The sequence below is a fragment of the Ruegeria sp. AG6 genome, from assembly GCF_056541565.1.
In genome coordinates this window covers 181,295-198,746 of sequence record NZ_JBQFYQ010000003.1, presented here as the reverse complement: position 1 = coordinate 198,746, position 17,452 = coordinate 181,295, and the positions used below count along the sequence as shown (strand labels likewise).

The 17,452-nt window shown below is 55.7% G+C and carries 16 protein-coding genes; 7 read left to right on the top strand and 9 right to left on the bottom strand.

The features are described 5' to 3' along the window. Positions 1-3 precede the first annotated feature (3 nt). The gene (locus ACR0I0_RS09985) at positions 4-987 is read right to left on the bottom strand and encodes a BMP family protein (RefSeq protein ID WP_480491233.1); all 984 of its coding nucleotides are present in this window, start codon (positions 985-987) and stop codon (positions 4-6) included. A gap of 48 nt (positions 988-1,035) precedes the next feature. Beyond that, positions 1,036-2,328, bottom strand: coding sequence for an amidohydrolase family protein (locus ACR0I0_RS09980; protein WP_480491232.1), 1,293 nt, complete (start codon positions 2,326-2,328; stop codon positions 1,036-1,038). Positions 2,329-2,725: 397 nt separating this feature from the next. Here ACR0I0_RS09980 and ACR0I0_RS09975 point away from each other — a divergent pair, with 397 nt between their 5' ends. Both ACR0I0_RS09975 and ACR0I0_RS09970 read left to right on the top strand, forming a co-directional pair. Beyond that, the gene (locus ACR0I0_RS09975) at positions 2,726-3,745 is read left to right on the top strand and encodes an AraC family transcriptional regulator (RefSeq protein ID WP_480491363.1); all 1,020 of its coding nucleotides are present in this window, start codon (positions 2,726-2,728) and stop codon (positions 3,743-3,745) included. Between the two features lie 193 nt (positions 3,746-3,938). Beyond that, a complete protein-coding gene (locus tag ACR0I0_RS09970) occupies positions 3,939-5,117 on the top strand; it encodes an acyl-CoA dehydrogenase family protein (protein ID WP_480491230.1) in 1,179 nt (392 codons plus the stop codon). Between the two features lie 530 nt (positions 5,118-5,647). Here ACR0I0_RS09970 and ACR0I0_RS09965 read toward each other — a convergent pair. The 6 genes from ACR0I0_RS09965 to ACR0I0_RS09940 are packed head-to-tail and all read right to left on the bottom strand — an operon-like array spanning position 5,648 to position 10,874. Continuing rightward, positions 5,648-6,553: an HAD-IIA family hydrolase gene (locus ACR0I0_RS09965; protein WP_480491229.1), complete on the bottom strand. Its 906-nt coding sequence runs from the start codon at positions 6,551-6,553 to the stop codon at positions 5,648-5,650. After that, on the bottom strand, positions 6,550-7,365 hold the full coding sequence (phnE, locus tag ACR0I0_RS09960; protein WP_171120783.1) for a phosphonate ABC transporter, permease protein PhnE: 816 nt from the start codon (positions 7,363-7,365) through the stop codon (positions 6,550-6,552). Before phnE (ACR0I0_RS09960) ends, ACR0I0_RS09965 begins: the two co-directional genes overlap by 4 nt. Further along, positions 7,365-8,180: a phosphonate ABC transporter, permease protein PhnE gene (gene phnE, locus ACR0I0_RS09955; RefSeq protein WP_209833948.1), complete on the bottom strand. Its 816-nt coding sequence runs from the start codon at positions 8,178-8,180 to the stop codon at positions 7,365-7,367. Before phnE (ACR0I0_RS09955) ends, phnE (ACR0I0_RS09960) begins: the two co-directional genes overlap by 1 nt. Continuing rightward, positions 8,177-8,971, bottom strand: a complete 795-nt coding sequence (gene phnC / locus ACR0I0_RS09950) for a phosphonate ABC transporter ATP-binding protein (protein ID WP_170651922.1) — start codon at positions 8,969-8,971, stop codon at positions 8,177-8,179. The genes phnE (ACR0I0_RS09955) and phnC overlap by 4 nt, the downstream gene beginning before the upstream one ends. Before the next feature lie 60 nt (positions 8,972-9,031). Next, positions 9,032-10,006, bottom strand: a complete 975-nt coding sequence (gene phnD / locus ACR0I0_RS09945) for a phosphate/phosphite/phosphonate ABC transporter substrate-binding protein (RefSeq protein WP_171636055.1) — start codon at positions 10,004-10,006, stop codon at positions 9,032-9,034. Positions 10,007-10,064: 58 nt separating this feature from the next. After that, positions 10,065-10,874 carry a DeoR/GlpR family DNA-binding transcription regulator gene (locus ACR0I0_RS09940; protein ID WP_480491226.1) on the bottom strand — a complete coding sequence of 270 codons (810 nt, stop codon included), beginning with the start codon at positions 10,872-10,874 and terminating at the stop codon, positions 10,065-10,067. A gap of 244 nt (positions 10,875-11,118) precedes the next feature. On the opposite strand from ACR0I0_RS09940, the gene ACR0I0_RS09935 reads away from it, so the two are divergent. From ACR0I0_RS09935 to ACR0I0_RS09915, 5 genes are read left to right on the top strand one after another with little or no spacing between them, the layout of a single operon-like run. Continuing rightward, positions 11,119-11,583, top strand: coding sequence for an NUDIX hydrolase (locus ACR0I0_RS09935; RefSeq protein ID WP_171636059.1), 465 nt, complete (start codon positions 11,119-11,121; stop codon positions 11,581-11,583). A 58-nt stretch (positions 11,584-11,641) separates the two neighbouring features. Continuing rightward, positions 11,642-12,667, top strand: coding sequence for an ABC transporter substrate-binding protein (locus tag ACR0I0_RS09930; protein WP_480491224.1), 1,026 nt, complete (start codon positions 11,642-11,644; stop codon positions 12,665-12,667). Further along, entirely contained in the window at positions 12,668-14,884 is a 2,217-nt protein-coding gene (locus ACR0I0_RS09925) for an ABC transporter permease (RefSeq protein WP_480491222.1), read from the top strand. Beyond that, on the top strand, positions 14,881-15,951 hold the full coding sequence (locus tag ACR0I0_RS09920; protein ID WP_210092902.1) for an ABC transporter ATP-binding protein: 1,071 nt from the start codon (positions 14,881-14,883) through the stop codon (positions 15,949-15,951). The genes ACR0I0_RS09925 and ACR0I0_RS09920 overlap by 4 nt, the downstream gene beginning before the upstream one ends. After that, complete coding sequence (locus tag ACR0I0_RS09915; protein WP_480491220.1) at positions 15,952-16,518, top strand: histidine phosphatase family protein; 567 nt, start codon at positions 15,952-15,954, stop codon at positions 16,516-16,518. It begins immediately after the preceding gene. 3 nt (positions 16,519-16,521) lie between these two features. On the opposite strand, the gene ACR0I0_RS09910 is transcribed toward ACR0I0_RS09915, so the two are convergent. Further along, entirely contained in the window at positions 16,522-17,313 is a 792-nt protein-coding gene (locus ACR0I0_RS09910) for an inositol monophosphatase family protein (protein WP_209833936.1), read from the bottom strand. Positions 17,314-17,452 lie beyond the last annotated feature (139 nt).

The following is a 17,452-nucleotide window of genomic DNA, read 5'->3' as shown; positions in this document are numbered from 1 at the left end:
CGATCAGGAGGGCTCGCTTTCGTCGATCGGAACGTCCCATTCGCCGGATTGGATCGCGGCCTGTTTGGCCTCCATCGCAGGGACGGCGTCGTCAGGCACTTCGTCGGCGACATAGATCAGCTCATTGCCGCCATGAGCCATGAAGGAATATTCGGTATAATTGCGCCCGGTGGGATTGCCGGCCTGAACATCCGCCACGATGGCTTCGATGGTTGGCCCATAGTTCCATATCGCGTTGGCAAAGACCGTGCCGGGATAGCGCGGTGTATAATCTATCAGTGAACCGATGGCCTTCACGCCGCGCGCCTGAGCGGCGTCAGCGGTGCCAATGCGTTCACCAAACAGGATGTCCGCGCCCGCGTCGATCTGGGCAATCGCGGCTTCCTGCGCGCGAGCCGGATCAAACCATGCTCCGATGAAACCGTTAAGGAAAGTGGCGTCAGGGTTCACTTCACTGACGCCCATCCGGAAAGCATTGATCAGGAGGTTCACCTCGGGGATCGGATAACCGCCGACGGAACCAAAAACATTGCTTTCTGACATTTGGCCGGCAAGCATTCCGGCCAGATAGGCCGCCTCGTGGTTGCGGGTGCCGAAGACGCCAAAATTGTCGCCCTCCGGTCCGCCGGAGGACCCCATCAAAAACGCGGTATCGGGGTAATCACCCGCCACTTCGCGTGCTTCGCGTTCCACCGCGTAAGACTCGCCCCAAATGATTTGCGCGCCGCCTTCGGCGTATTCGCGCATCGCACGGGGATAGTCGGTCGGAGCCACACCCTCTGAAAACTCATATTCGATCAGGCCAGCCTCGGCGGCTTCCTGCATCGCCACGTGGATCCGGCTGTTCCATGCATTTTCGACCGGAGACATATGCACGCCAGCGACGCGGGTTGCAGATTGTGCATTGGCGCGGCGGATATAAGCCGGCAGGGCCAGCATGGCCGCGGCGCCGACCATCAGTTGACGACGTGTAGTGGTGAGTTTCATCGGAGTATCCTCTTCTGTTGGTGGCAACTATTCTTGTTCTTGGGCTTCCTAAATATTGGGCCTGGGCGCGTAATCCGCGGGATCCAGGGTCGAGGGGCGGCTGGGCAAGGAAAGCGCGGCCAGTCTTGGTTCGGTACGCGCCAGCACCTTGCCGTTTTTGATGACGGCAAGACGTGTGGCTTTCATACGAACAGCTTCAATCGGGTCACGCGCTTGCAGCACAACCATGTTGGCTGGGCCGCCTTTGCGAATTGTCGGGTCAGGCAGACCCATGGTCTTGGCACCGTTCTGGGTAACGGATGTGAAAGCCCATTCCATCGCTTCGCGGGATGTCATCGGCACCGCATGCACGCCCATATGGGCCACTTCCAGCATGTCGGCGGACCCAAGAGAATACCATGGATCCATAGTGCAATCCTGCCCGAAGGAAACGTTCACACCTGCTGCACGCAATTCTGGTACGCGGGTCAGGCCACGGCGGCGCGGATAAGTGTCCGAGCGGCCTTGCAGCGTGATATTGATAAGCGGGTTCGGTACGACGTTCATGCCGCTTTCCGCGATCAGCGGAACAAGCTTCGAGGCATAGTAATTGTCGTATGAATGCATCGCCGTGACGTGGCTTGCAGTCACACGACCCCCGAGCCCAAGGCGTGTGGTCTCATAGGCGAGGGTTTCCACATGGCGCGACATCGGATCGTCACTTTCATCACAGTGCAGGTCCAGCATCAGGTCGCGATCTGCGGCAATCTCGGCCAGCCTCGTGACCGATCGAGCGCCTTCCGACATCGTGCGTTCAAAATGCGGGATGCCGCCCACCACATCGACCCCCATATCGAGCGCCCGGATCAGGTTCTTTTCGGCATGTTCTGATCGATAGAGGCCATCTTGCGGGAATGCCACCAATTGCAGGTCAATATAGGGGGCAACAAGCTTGCGCACTTCCAGCAAAGCTTCGACACCCACCAACGGAGTTGACGAAACATCCACATGCGAACGGATTGCCAGCAATCCCTGCGACACGGCCAGATCGCAATATCGCATGGCCCGCTCGATCACCGCTTCGGGCGTCAGAAGGGGCTTTAGTTCTCCCCAAAGCGCGATGCCCTCCAAAAGCGTGCCCGAAACATTCATACGTGGCGACCCGAGGCTAAGGGTGGCGTCCATATGGAAGTGCGGGTCGACGAACGGAGGTGAAACCAGGCGGCCCGTTGCATCAATTTCTTCGTGCGCCTCACCCATGATGTCAGCGGCAATTTCTGCAACACGGTCGCCGTTGATCGCAATATCCACCGGTTCGCGGCCATCCGGCAAGCTGGCCTTTCTGATGATGATGTCAAACATTCATCTGCCCCCTAATTTGACCACATGGTAAAAGTATTCAAAAAAATTGCTATTTATTTTTGCGATGTTTTGGAATTGGTGCCTGTGACGGCTTCTCAGCTGCTCATTATCAAAGCCCGACTGATTAAACTTTGGCCGTCTACAGCCCGGGATTTGGGGCAATGAACGCCCCGAGCCAAAAGAGCGCCCAATACATCCGCAAGATTGCTTGCCGATGCAAACAAAAGCTCTGCCCGCCACCGCACAGCAATATTCGATGACCGGTGCGGCGAACAGGGGCGACAGCCCACTGAAATAAGCTCAACCGGAGCGTTGATTGGTGAAGACATTGCCAATCCGCGACCTACATTCGCCGTGTTTCATCTCGACCGGAATTGGTGATACCTCCTTGCACGTCATGACCAATGTCGCGCCAACGATCCTTTCCACGGTTTCCAGCCAGTTTATCGATGACTGGCTGACGGCATTGCGTAGGCTATGTCCCGAGGTTCAGATGGCATCGCTTCTCGCCCGGTCGGGTTTGGTCGCGGATACGCGTCACCCTCATGGTCGCGTCACGCTGGATCAAATCGTGTGTCTCTATCAACTTGCCGCAGTTGAGACCGGTGATGAGATGATGGGGCTTTGGAGCCGCCCAATCCGGCCGAGAGCCCTGCAACATCTTTTGACGACAGTCCGGGAAGCCACGTCTCTTTCATCGGCACTTTATCGCTTTTCGACCTTCTGGAACTTGTTGCTGGATGACTACCAGTTTGATCTGGATGACGCCGATAACATGTTGGTGCTTACGCTGAAGCCACGGGGCGCGGCTCAAGTTCAGCGGTTCGGGCACATGCTGATACTTAAACTTGCCCACGGGCTCATGTCTTGGCTGGCGGGGCACGAAGTTCCGGTCAAGGCTGTCGATTTCGTGTTTGAGCGCCCGGACTTTGATCAGGATTACGCGGTCATCTTTCCGGCACCGCTACGGTTCGGCCAAGGTGCCACCGCGATTTCGTTCGATCCGAATGCGTTGGGTCCAGTGCAGGCGCTCAGCACAAATGACCTTGACAGATTTTTGCAAAACGCGCCCCGAGACTGGATCTTTACCAGTTCGCGAGAGCACACCCAATCGCTGCGGGTGCGCACCTATCTGGTCCAATCGGGATGGGACGCGGCAACCCTGACCCAGACGGCATCCGCGATGCACATGACCCCCCGCACCCTGATCCGCAGGCTGCATGCGGATGGTACATCGTTTCAGGCCATCAAGGATGCCCTGCGGCGTGATATCGCTATCCGTGATCTTCAGGCGGGGCGCAAAAGCGTTGAAGCCATCGCACATGATGTCGGATTTTCGTCGGCGGCCAATTTCCACCGGGCCTTTCAGCGCTGGACCGGAAGCATGCCAAGCTCATACCGCAGGGTGCAAATGTAGGGCGCCCGATTTGTCACTTTTGGACAATGATCTGTCATTGCACGAGATGGTCCCCAGCGGGCAGGATCGCTAGATCTTGCTGTAGAAAAACTTCTTTTCGGAAGTTTTGCCCTCAAAAACTCATCATTCCGCTCATCCATGGCTTCCCGGTTGTGGCGCCATCTGAGAATGACCGTCGTGAAAGGATCCGCCAATGTCAGACAAACTCGACACCATACTCCAAGCCGCACGCGACCACGCCGTGCAGGTGATCCTGCCCAATGTGGATGCCTGGAACGCCGCGAAGAAGTGGCCGCGCGATGCTTCGGACAAGGCCGGAGCCGCTGGCCTGGCGGGCCTCTACGCCCCCGAAGAGTTTGGCGGTCAGGGCTTGCCGCTGGCGCAAGGCATTCAGGTCTATGAACAACTGGGACGGGGCGATGGTGCCTATGCCTTTGCCCTGTCGATGCATAACATCTGCACCTTCGCGGGCTGCGGTTATGGCACAGATGCCTTCAAGGAAAAGTGGGCGCGGGACATGACATCTGGTCGCAAGCTGGCGAACTTTGCACTGACCGAACCACAATCCGGATCGGACGCAACAAACATGTATTCACGCGCCGTGGTCAATGACGACGGCACATGGACGATCAGCGGCGCGAAGGCATGGGTCAGCCTCGCGACCGAGGCGGACATCTATTTCACTGTGGTCAAGACCAGCGACACACCCGGCCACAAGGACATGGCGATGATCGCCATTCCCGCCGACGCACCGGGCCTCAGCTTTGGGCCGCTTTACGATACCCCGTCCTACAACTTCCTGCCCCTGGCCGAAATGTACATGGACAAGGTCGTGGTCGATGAAACCAACATCATCCTACCCATTGGTCAGGGTCTTCAAGGCGCGCTCATGGCCATCGACATTGCCCGTGTTTCGATTGCCTCAGGATGCTGTGGATTGATGCAATCTGCGTTGGATACGGCGTTGTCCTATTCCAAGAACCGCAAGATGTTTGGCGGCAGGAACCTTGATCTGGACGGGATCCAGTGGATGCTGGGCGAGGTTGCAACCGACCTTGAAGCCTCAAAGCTTCTCTACCGAAAGGCGGCAGACTCCCTTGGCACGCCCGAAGGCCCCTTGATGGCCGCTCATGCCAAACGGTTTGTGCCAGATGCCGCAGTAAAGGCTGCGAACACCTGTACGCAGGTCCTGGGTGGTGCAGGGCTGTTGCAACCCTACGGCCTGGATCGCTTGTCCCGCCTCGCGCAAATGCTGCGGATCGTGGACGGGACGACAGAAATCAGCCGTGTGGTCATCGGGCGGGCCTTGCAAAAACGCGCGGCAACTCTGCCTGATCTGCCGGTACCGAAAGGTTTTGGCGAGACCGACTGAATGTCCCGCACCGGTTCGATGGGCGCAAATCTGAGATTCTGCGCAGACATCAGCAAGATCAAAAGGTACCGCATTATTGCGGCCGGTTGCCTGAATGGTTGACCGTGGTGCTAACTCGCCATGAACAAGGTCGCGCAAAGCGTATGAAGCTTTGCTTTCTGACGACACTGACATGTGGGACGGTGAAAGGTGGGGGCAGGGGAGTCGGGCGCATCAATAATCCCGACCTCTCCATCCAGCCCGAAACATGCCAATCGCGATTACGGAACATTGCAATCTGACGAACCGGAAGCCTTTCAAGGCAGACATGCTCCGTTAAGCCGACGACGGCCATGCGCATAAAGCGGGCATTGCACAGGTCGGAATGCGGCCCAAGCCGGACATGAGCTCAGCGCTCAGTTGTTGAGGATGGTTTTCCAAGGCCGCCGTTCACACGCGGCGCTTCATGCACTTCGGCGGCATGTTCGCAACGCAGATTCACCGGATGTTCGAGTTAACAGGAAAACGTATCTAAGCGGAACGCCCTGACATCAAGGCCGGTTTAAAACAAAGTTCGGTGCTATCCCTGCCTTCATGATCGCTGCTTCAACATCATGCCCTGCGAAGAAACCGTATCCCGAGATGAGTGCGGAAGCTATGCCTGCTTCTCGTGCGCCCAGTATGTCGGTGTGAAGGCTGTCGCCAACCATCAGAACCCGGGACTTGTCGATGTGTCCGAGACGTTGGAAAGCAATATCATAGATATTGGCGAAAGGCTTTCCAAAGAACTGAGGGGCGACGCCTGTCCGGTCTGCCAGCCGGTGCGCGTAAAGACCGGGTTCCTTGGAAAAACCGTACTCGCGCGGAGCGACAATGTCAGGGTTGCCGACCAATACCGGGCGGGGACGCTCTTGCAAAGTGGCCTCCAACATGGCTTGTCGCGCTTCATTCCAAACCGCTGACCCGATCAACAAGAACCCGTCGACGGTTTCGTAGGGCTTCGGGTCATCCTCCAGGTAGGACAGTTTCAGCCCCTCCAGATCGCGAAGGCCGGCACTGGGGGCCGCCATCAATCCCCAATGCAAATCACTTTGGCCGTTCAGTTCAGACAACAACGTGGCCCGGCTGGTGATCACGTCTTGTGGTGCAAAATCGTAACCAAGCCTGTTGTACTTCTCCATAAGAGTTGCGTGGGGAAACCCGGCGGCATTCGACACGACCAGAACACGTTTGCCGGCGGCTGTCAGCGACCTGACCCGATCTGGCGTATCCGGGATTGCCGTATCACCAATATTGAGAACCCCGAAAGCATCGAGGAAGAACACGTCAAACTCATGAGCTATGTCCTCCAGCGTGTCCGCCTGGCGATAGCTCAATTCGGTAGATCTGGTTTGCGGCAGGCGATGTCGCACAGCCTCGTAGGCGTCAAAAGCTTCTTGCACAGAGAAACCGGTCAAATGATGGCCCCTCGTACTTTCGCCGAAACCCATTCACTGATCATAACCGCGACGAGAATGACAATCAGGATCAGGCTGACTTGTGGCCAAGCCAGAACGTTGAGCGAAGCCGACAATTGCAACCCGATACCTCCGGCTCCAACCAGCCCGAGCACCGTGGATTCGCGGATGTTGATATCCCATCGAAAAACGGCAATGCCTGCAAACGCGGGCAGGATTTGCGGTACGATCCCATAGGCCATGACCTGCCAGCGTGAAGCACCGGTTGCCGTGATTGCTTCGACCTGCGTGTGATCAATCTCCTCGATCGCTTCGTAAAGAAGCTTTGCGCAAAACCCGATTGAACGAATGGCGATTGCTATGACACCGGCGAAAACTCCGGGACCAATAATTGCGATCAGAAGAAGCGCCCAGATCAACGAGTTGATAGAGCGAGTCGAGACAATGACCAACAGGGCAATCGGCCGGATGAACAAGGCCGATGGCGTTGTGTTACGGGCCGCCAAAAAGGCGACGGGCACTGCCATGCACAGGGCAATGATTGTTCCCAATGTGGCGATATTTAGCGTGTCCCAAATCGGGCGGCCCAGTTGGGTGATGTACTCCCATTTAGGGGGCGTTGCCCGTGTCCAGATATCATTGGCGATGCGGGGCGCGTCCCAGACGAAAAACCAAGTGGTCGATTCCGAGATCAGCTGCCAGCAGTAAACAAAGATCGCCACGCCCAACAGCCAGCCGAACCAACGAACCAAGCTCTGACCGGTTGTCCGGCGACGCCAGATTTGCGCATCGTCGCGTTCAAGTATCGGCATTATTGAACCCTCGCTCGAATAATTCCCGAAAGGTATTCCAGAGCCATCACGATGCCGATGATCAGAATGAGAATGGCCGCCGCGGTGTCGTATTCATAGCGGTCGAATGCGGTGTTCAAAGTCGCACCAATTCCACCAGCCCCCACAAGCCCGAGGATCGCGCTTTCCCGGAAGTTGATGTCGATCCGATACATGGAAAGGCCCACAAGTCGCGGCATCACTTGCGGCTGAACTCCATAGTTGATCCATTGTGGCCAACGCGCTCCAGAGGCCTTGATCGCCTCGGCCTGAACCTTGTCCATGGCTTCGATGTCTTCGGCCAGAAGTTTCGAAAGAAACCCTATGGTGGCGAAGGAAAGCGTCAGAAATCCGGCCAACGGGCCAAAGCCGAAGATCGCCACAAGCAATATGGCAACGATGATCTCTTGCAATGCCCGGCTTATCGCAACAATACCTCGGCAAATCATATAGATTGGCAATGGCGCGATGTTACGGGCAGCCCCCAGCCCGATCGGGATCGATATCAGGATACCCACGACCGACGCGGCCACGGTCATCACGATACTTTCCAGAAGGCCGCTCCAAATATCTGACCACCGTGAAATGAAGTCTGGGCTGGTGAATGCAAGCACAAACGCCCAACCGCGATCCAGCCCTTCATAGACACGACCCCAATCGACTTCGATGGTCATAAAGGCTGCGATCAGGTAGGCGAGAAATCCAAAGAGCAATGCCCAGCGGAGCACTGGGTTCTTGACAAAGGCAGGCTTACGCCAGCCTTTTCCCAGCATGTCGTCCAATTCTCGATGGCTCATTCTGCGGCCTCGACATCTTCATCTTCGTCCACTTTTTCGATGGTTGCCTCCCAGTCCTCTTCCCCATAGATCTCGGTCAGCTTCTCAGGGGTAAGGCCGGTGGGAAGCCCATCATACACAATTTCGCCAAATCGGAGTCCCACAACACGGGGAACAAACATCTGAGCGAGCGCCACATCATGGATATTGATGATGGCCGCCAATCCGCGTTCCTGACATAACTCGGTGATCAGCCGCATGATTTGACGGCTGGTCTTTGGGTCCAGCGACGCGGTTGGCTCATCAACCAGCAACAGTTTCGGGTTTTGAATCAATGCTCGACAAATGCCCACCCTTTGGCGTTGACCACCAGATAGCTCATCTGCCCGCTTGTCAGCCATGTGTAACAACCCGACCCGATCGAGCAAGCGGAAGGCTTCGTCCACATCCGACTGCGGATACCGCCGCAGGAAACTGCGCCAGAATCCCACGTATCCCAGCCTGCCGGACAATACGTTTTCCATCACCGTGAGGCGTTCGACCAACGCATATTCCTGAAAGATCATACCCATTTCGCGGCGTGCTTTCCGAAGCGCGCCCGATCCGAGCTTGGTCAGGTCAACCTCATCCAGAAGGACACCGCCGCTTGAAGGTTCAACCAAGCGGTTGATGCAACGGATCATGGTCGATTTGCCCGCGCCCGAGGGCCCGATCAACGCCAGAACCTGTCCTTTTGGAACCTCAAGATCGATGGCCTTCAGCGCCTGATCTCCGGTCTTGTATGTTTTCGTCAGCTTTTGAAGACGCAGCATGAAATGCCCCAGATTAGGGTGAACAGCAGGCCCTTTCAGGCCCGCCGGATGAGCCAAAAATTACTGGCAGGCGTAAGAGACGCCATTTGCCGCGTCAATTTTACGAATGACGTCCCAGAATTCCTGATAGGTCATCTCAAGGAATTGGCCTTCGTTCGATTTTGAGAACTCCGCCTCCAGTGTCGTGCCTTCCCATTCGAAACTAAAAAACGCATTGCGGATTTTTTCCTGCAACTCGGGCGTCAGGTTGTAAACGGTGCCAAACCCTGTGGTCGGGAAGGTCTGCGACTTGTAGATCGTAACGACATCATCTTCCTTGATCACATCGCGCGAGATCATCCGGGATTTTACCGAATTCGCGATGGATGCCGCCAGGTAATCCTTGTTGGCGACACCCAGGATCGAGTTGTCGTGCTTGCCCGAGTAGACAGGTTCGAAATCGCGTTCGGGCAGAAGATCAAAATCGCTTTTCAGGATCGCCGAGGGCGCTTTGAATCCCGAGTTGGATGTAGGCGATGTGAAAGCCAGTTGTTTCCCCTTGATGTCTTCGACCTTTTCGATGCCCGAACCTGGATAGGTGATGATCTCCATCTCGTAACCAAAATTTCCGTCCTTCGAAGCCATGATCGTGAAGGGGCGGAACCCGGCGCAGTTTACCGCCAGTGGGTTGGAACCGGTGTTGAAGCCTGCAATGTGCAAACGCCCCGAACGCATCGCCTCGATCTGGGCCGCGTTGTTTTGAACAGGGAAAAAGACGACGTCCTTGCCAGTTTCTGCTTTCAAATGGTCAAGAAAATCTGACCACGCGGTTTTATATACGGCGGGGTCTTCAACCGGCGTATAGGCAAAAATCAAAGTGTCGGGATCTATCTGCTCGGAAGGATCTGTGGGGATATCCGCGATCAAATCCCCGTCGGCATCACAAAAACGCTCGTCCAAGTCACCGCGTGGACAATCCTGCGCCGACGCCGTTCCACTTATCGACATGAGCGCGATTGCAGATGCCCCAAGCAATAGTTTGATATCGATCTTCATGTTTTCCTCCCAGTCAAGTGCGGTGCTTTTTATCCGCTGTTAATCAGTCATTTCATATCTACCCGGCGACGATAACGTCGACCCGGGCGCTTTCAATGGCGTTACGCAATTCTCCTATTGGGTTTTTGTCGGTGATTATTGAATCCAGGTCGTCAAGGTCCCCTACTTGAGACAGGCCTTTCCGGCCGAATTTCCCGGAATCGACAAGAAGGTGCCGTTTCTCGGCTCGCGACAGCATTGCCCTCTTTATTGCCGCAAAGCCGCGCACTGTTTCTGAAGGTCCATCGGTCGAAAACCCAGAGGAACCGATCATGCACCTGTCGACGTTGAAACGGGACAGAAACTCCAGCGTTTCGGTTCCGATCGTTGCAGACTCGGTTGCCAAGTATTCCCCCGGGCATAACAGCACTTGTGCAGCCCCATGGCCAAGGGTCATGGCTACGGGAATGGAATTGGTGATTACGGTGCAAGGTGTGCCAATATAAGCCAGTGCGCGTGCCATTTCGATTGTGGTCGAGCCGGAATCGATCATGACCGTTTCACCGCTCTGGATCACTTCTGCCGCTGTGGCGCCAATTCGTTCACGCTCCTCAACCTGAGCGTTTGTTCGCTCATCCAGACCCGGATAGTGCCCTTGCGCGGCGGCCGATGCCCCCCCGTGTGCCCGCGCTATCAAGCCATCATTCGACAGAGCATCGAAGTCTCTGCGTACCGTCTCGGTGGAGACGTTGAACCGCTGCGCCAGTTCGTTGATGCGAACGTGCGGGCGCAGCTTCAGTTCCAGCAATATCTGCTGGCGCCGGTCGGATTTCTTTACCCGGCTGTGGTTCTTTTCAGACATTTTGCCGCGCGTTTTAGTTTTGGACATCCGACGACCCGACTAGGTTTCGAAATCCACTTTTGTGGGCTTTCGGTCATAATGCAATATTTTTTGTTGCATAACCCTCGGAAGGTTGTGAGAATTCGAGCGAACACAAGTATTTCGAAGCGCAAAGCAAAGATGCACAGGCTGATCAAATTCAAAATACGAGCCAAGGCAAAGCGTTGACCGGCCAACTTGCCAATGAGACTGCTTCCTTTTGGTTCTTGATCGTGTGGCATTGAGAGGCGGCATGAGCGACAGCGAAACGGCAGATCAGATTGCGGCGCTTCCGATGCGCTGGGACAAGGCTGGCAAGTTGCGCGTTCTTATGGTCACTTCGCGGGATACCGGCCGGTGGGTTATCCCGAAAGGATGGCTGATGGACGGCAAAAAACCATGGCAAGCCGCTGAAATCGAAGCGCAAGAAGAAGCAGGCGCCGTCGGCACCATATCGAAACGGCCAATCGGTCATTTTTTCTATGATAAACGATACGAGGGGCAAAGCAGCGTTCGCTGCCGCGTCACCCTTTATCCGATGGTCGTCGAAAAGCTGAAGCGACGCTGGAAGGAAAAAGGTGAACGTACGCGTCACTGGTTTTCACCGGCAAAGGCCGCAAAGTTGGTTCAAGAAAGCGACCTGTCAGATTTGCTGAACAATCTGACAGACAATCCAGAAGTCAAAATTGTCATAAAGAAACTTCGACAGGCTGCATGAGGAAGGGCATGAAAGAACCGGGAAACCCGGACGCATCAAGCTCAAAGGGAGGAAGAAAATGAGGAAATTGATATCCACCACGGTTGGATCGGTGATCGCCCTGGCTGCGTCACTGTCGGCGGCACAGGCCGACAAACTGACATTTTATTGTTCGGCGCAAGAAGACTGGTGCCAACTGATGGCGCGCAGCTTTGAAGATGCGACGGGCATCGACGTCAACATGACCCGGAAGTCGTCAGGGGAAACCTTTGCACAAATACGCGCCGAAGGCTCGAATCCGAAAGGGGACGTTTGGTGGGGCGGTACGGGTGATCCGCATTTGCAGGCCGCCGAAGAGGGCCTGACGATGGAATACATTTCGCCAATGCGCGATCAGCTTCATGATTGGGCGATATCCCAGGCAGAAAGCGCGGGTAACAGAACGATCGGCATCTATTCGGGCGCACTTGGCTACGGCTACAATGCCGATCTTATCGCTGCAAACAACCTGCCCGAACCGGCCTGTTGGAAAGACCTGCTGAAGCCCGAATACAAGGGCCACGTTCAGATGGCGAATCCGAACTCATCAGGTACGGCCTATACCACGCTGGCGTCGATGGTGCAGATCTTCGGCGAGGATGAAGGCTTTGAGTTCATGAAGGGCCTGCATTCGAACATCAATCAGTACACCAAATCCGGATCGGCGCCGATCAAGGCCGCCGGTCGTGGCGAGAACACAATTGGTATCGTCTTCATGCATGACGCCGTGAAACAGGCCGTTTCCGGGTTCCCGATCAAGGTCGTCGCGCCATGCGAAGGTACGGGATACGAGATTGGCTCGATGTCGATTATTGACGGAGCCCGCAACGAAGAAGAAGCGAAGAAGTTCTATGATTGGGCTCTTTCGCCCGAAGCTCAGAACCTTGCTTTGCAGGTCAACGCGTTCCAGGTGCCATCGAACAAGAACGCAAAAACTTCGGAGAGCGCGCCAGACATGAGTCAGATCAAGCTGATTGATTATGACTTCAAAAAGTATGGGTCCTCGGACGAACGGAAGCGTCTGTTGCAGAAATGGGACGAAGAAGTTTCGACTCTGCCGCAGTAAATGACTGACCGGACTTCAAAAACGACCCATCCGGTTCTGATCTTCTGGATCACGGCCGGGTGGGTCGGATTCTGCCTGTTGCCTTGGTATATGGTCGACGGTGGCCTTTGGTCGTTCGAGTGGCTTTTGGACGGCTATCCATTCGATGAGGATTACGCCCCCGCTGCGTTTCTGATTGGGCAGGGCGAAAAACTTTGGCTCGCGCCGCTTTTGATCGCACTGGCCCTGCCGCTTCTGGTGTTGAAGCGCACCAAATCTGATCCAGTTTACGCCCGCATACTGATCCTGTCAGGGGCGCTTGGCTTTGGCTGGCTGATCGCTCAGGGGTTCAGCATTGGCATCAGAGGTTTCAACTTTCATTGGTTGGAGGCGATGTTTGGCGAGCTTGGCGACCGTCAGTTCGGCATGGGCTATGGCGCGATGATTTGCGCCTCAAGCTTTCTGTTCCTGCTTACTCAGGGGATTGCGGCAAGGGGTGCCATTAACGGTGACGTCTTTGTCGTAAGCGCCATCGGAGGCGTTATTACAATTGTCACCGTGTTTGTCTTTTTTCCCATCGCAAAGATGCTTTTCGCTGCCTTCATCACCGAAGACGGCGCGTATTCCATCGCGGTCTTCTTCTCGAAGTTTTTCGATGATCGACTGTGGGGTCTGGGGTGTTTTCAGGGCGCGCGTTGTGGCGCCGCCTGGAATTCACTGTTCCTTGCCATCCTCGTTGGCGTCATCACCACGGTCCTGGGTCTTTGCTTTGCACTTGTCGTGACGCGCTCAGGCTTTCGCTACAAGCGCGCGCTGCGGGCTCTGACCGTTCTGCCAATAATCACCCCTCCATTCGTGATCGGCCTGGCGCTGATCCTGCTTTTTGGCCTGTCCGGCTCTGTCACCCGGTTCTTTGCCGACCTGTTCGGCACGCAACCGACACGCTGGCTGTATGGAATGCCGGGCATCCTGATTGCGCAGACACTCGCGTTTACACCAATTGCGTTTCTTGTTCTGATTGGTGTGGTTGAAGGCGTCTCTCCGTCGATGGAAGAAGCGGCGCAAACGCTCCGCGCCAGCAGATGGCAGACATTCAAGACGGTTTCCTTGCCCCTGATGCGGCCTGGTCTTGCGAACGCATTTCTTCTGGGCTTCATCGAAAGCATGGCCGATTTCGGAAATCCGCTTGTATTGGGCGGAAATTTCGACGTGCTTTCGACCGAGATATTCTTTGCCATCGTCGGCGCTCAGTACGATCAAGGCAGGGCTGCGGTTCTGGCCATGGTGCTGCTGTTCTTTACTCTTTCCGCCTTTTACGCGCAGCGTGTCTGGCTGGGGAAGAAAAGCTACACAACCGTCACCGGCAAAGGGGATGCCGGCGTCCATCCACTGATGCCCACTGGCCTTTCTGTTCCGGTACTGCTCGTCGCTCTGGGTTGGGCGCTGTTCACAATTGTTGTCTACGCGATGATCATTTACGGCAGTGTTGTCGAGCTGTGGGGCGTCGATAACTCGCTGACGATCAAACACTATATCACTGCATTCTCGGTCCGCTTCGAAGAAGAGGGTATTCGCTGGACCGGGGCAGCTTGGGACAGTTTCTGGACCACCATAACCATCGCGGCCATTGCTGCCCCGTTGACTGCCGCCGTTGGCCTGGTGACCGCCTATCTGCTGACAAGACAAAGTTTTGCAGGCAAGAACGCTTTCGAATTTGGAACAATGCTGTCCTTCGCCATCCCCGGGACAGTGATCGGCGTCAGCTACATTCTGGCCTTCAACGTTCCGCCGATTGAAATCACGGGTACGGGTGTCATTCTCGTGGTCAGCTTCATCTTCCGCAATATGCCGGTCGGCGTTCGTGCGGGGATCGCGAGCATGTCGCAGCTTGACCGCAGCCTTGATGAATCCTCGCTGACCCTTGGTGCGAACTCGTGGCAGACGTTCCGAAACATCATTCTGCCGCTGTTGCGCCCTGCGATACTTGCCGCGCTTGTATACAGCTTTGTGCGCGCCATGACGGCGATCTCGGCTGTCATCTTTCTGGTCAGTGCAGAATATGACATGGCGACCAGCTACATCATCGGTCGGGTCGAGAACAACGACTATGGCCTTGCGATCGCCTATTCGACGACGCTGATCTTCGTGATGCTCGCGGCGGTCGGCTTATTGCAACTTCTCGTCGGTCGGGTCCAAATTGGCCGACGCACGCAGCACGGAACGGAGACATCGCCATGACCGACACCAAAATCGGTTCCAAGGCTGCCCCGGTACGCTTTGAGAACGTGTCGAAAGTGTTCGGCAAGGATGTCGTCGCTGTCGACAACATCAACCTGAACGTCGAGGCGGGAAAGCTCGTCACACTGCTTGGCCCGTCAGGCTGTGGGAAAACAACGACTCTGCGCATGATTGCCGGGTTGGAAATGGCAAGCTCGGGCAAGATCCTGATCGGAGATCGGGACGTGACCAAATTGCCTGCCACCGACCGTGACGTATCCATGGTGTTCCAGTCATACGCGCTTTTCCCTCACATGAGCGTGCTGGAAAACGTGATGTATGGCCTCACCTTCTCGGGTTTTGCAAAGGATGAAGCCCGCAGCCGCGCTCTGAATGGATTGGAACTTGTTGGTCTTCAGGGGTTCGACAACCGTCTTCCCTCTGAACTGTCGGGGGGTCAACAACAGCGTGTTGCAGTCGCCCGCGCGCTGGTTCTTGAGCCGCAGGTTCTGCTGTTCGACGAGCCGTTGTCCAACCTCGATGCCAAGCTTCGCCGTCAGGTGCGAGAGGATATTCGGGCAATCCAGCAAGAACTTGGTTTGACAGTTGTCTACGTGACCCACGATCAGGAAGAGGCACTGGCGGTCTCGGATGAGATTGTCGTCATGCGCAACGCAGCAATCGCCCAAATGGGCACACCCCGCCAGCTTTACGATGCCCCGAACGACCGATTTGTTGCCGATTTCATAGGCGAGGCAAATCTTTTGGAGTGCCAAATCGTCGAAATCAACGGCGACGCGGCAACGATAGAAATAGAAGGTTACCACCACACGCTACCACGTCGCGGTTTGTCCGAAGGACCTGCGACCATCGCTGTGCGCCCCTCGCGTCTGGTCATCGGCTCAGACCAAGGCATCCCAGCCACGGTGGCCAAGGCGACCTATGTTGGCGTTCGGATGGAATATACGCTGACCGGTGAATTCGGTCAGGTTTTTGCTGTACACGATGACGTCGATACGCCGCTTGATCCCGGCACAAAAACCAAAATGGGCTTTGCTGACAAAGGCCCCGTTCTTTTGCCGGATTAAATGCCGAAACTCATTATCATCTCGCACCCCGAGGTCTCTGTCGATCCGGCCGTCCCGATAACTGAGTGGGGATTGAACGCTGTGGGCCGCAAACGCGCTACCGAATTTGCATCCAGTGAAGTCTTATCCAACGTGACGCAGATATGGACCAGTGGCGAGTGGAAGGCCCGCGAAACAGGTGAGATTCTTGCTGCACCACAAGCGTTACCCGTGAATTGCAACTGGGGTCTTGGTGAGAACGACCGCAGCGCAACCGGTTACTTGCCTCGGGACGATTTCGAGGCCGCCGCCGATGCTTTCTTTGCGCAGCCGGATACGAGCTATCGCGGTTGGGAAACAGCTGTCGAGGCGCAGAGACGCATTCATCGCGCAGTAACAGAGATAATCCAGACGCATGATGCCGGGGATCTTGCAATCACGACACACGGGGCAGTAGGCACATTGCTTTGGTGCGCACTTTCGGATTGTTTGATAGACCGCAAGTATGACCAGCCCTCACAAGGCCATTTCTGGCAGGCTGATCTAGCGACACTCAAACCTGATTCAGGTTGGGTCTCTTTGACTTAGACGTTAAGCGCTCCATGCGTTTTCTGCGATCTCACGCAACGTCTCGAACACATCTGGCGTGCCTGCGATCACGCGCCCACCGTCTCGGATCATCGCATCGGCGTTCTGATCCTCGACAACGCCGCCCGCTTCCGCGACCAGCAATTGCCCAGCCAGACAATCCCAAGCATTCATGTGTTCCTCAACGTAACCCAAAAGGCGTCCGGCAGCGACGTAGGCCAACGAAAGCGCTCCGCTGGCATTTCTGTGAAACATCGCCCCGTGCTCGATCAGATTCTCGATCACGGGTAAAACATGACGGCTTTCAATCCGGTTCGAGTATCCTACGGCCACGGTTCCGTCGCGCAAAGGCACTCCTGAAGCGACCCATATCGGTGATCCGTTAAGTGTTGCTGTTTCTCCGCGCGTTGCGACAAAAGTCTCATCCACGCTTGGATCATGGATCACGCCAATCTCCGTTTGGCCGTTGGTGACACCAGCCAGAACAATGGTCCACGCTGGAATACCGTTCACGAAATTCGTGGTTCCATCAATTGGGTCAATAACCCAGTCAAAGCCACTCTCTCCCGCTACCGCGCCATGTTCTTCACCGTAAATGCCATCTTTGGGCCAAGCCTCCGAGATCTTTTGACGAATGAAGGTTTCGACGCTCCTGTCCGCCTCGCTGACCCAGTCCTGAGCGCCTTTTTGATCAACGACAAGATTGACCCGATCTGCAAAGAACTTTTTGGCCATTACCCCAGCCTGCTCGCAGATTTCGGTGGCAAAGTCTCTGCGGTCTGAAAGTCGAGACATAGGAGCTCCTTTTTCGGTTGGAGAGTTGCCCAGCAACATTGCAGGCGAGCCAAGGCCAGGCAAGACAGATAGTCTTTTTGTTTATTTCAGGGGCATTGTTGACTCCGCAAACTTTCAGTTGCTGGTGTATTTCATCTCC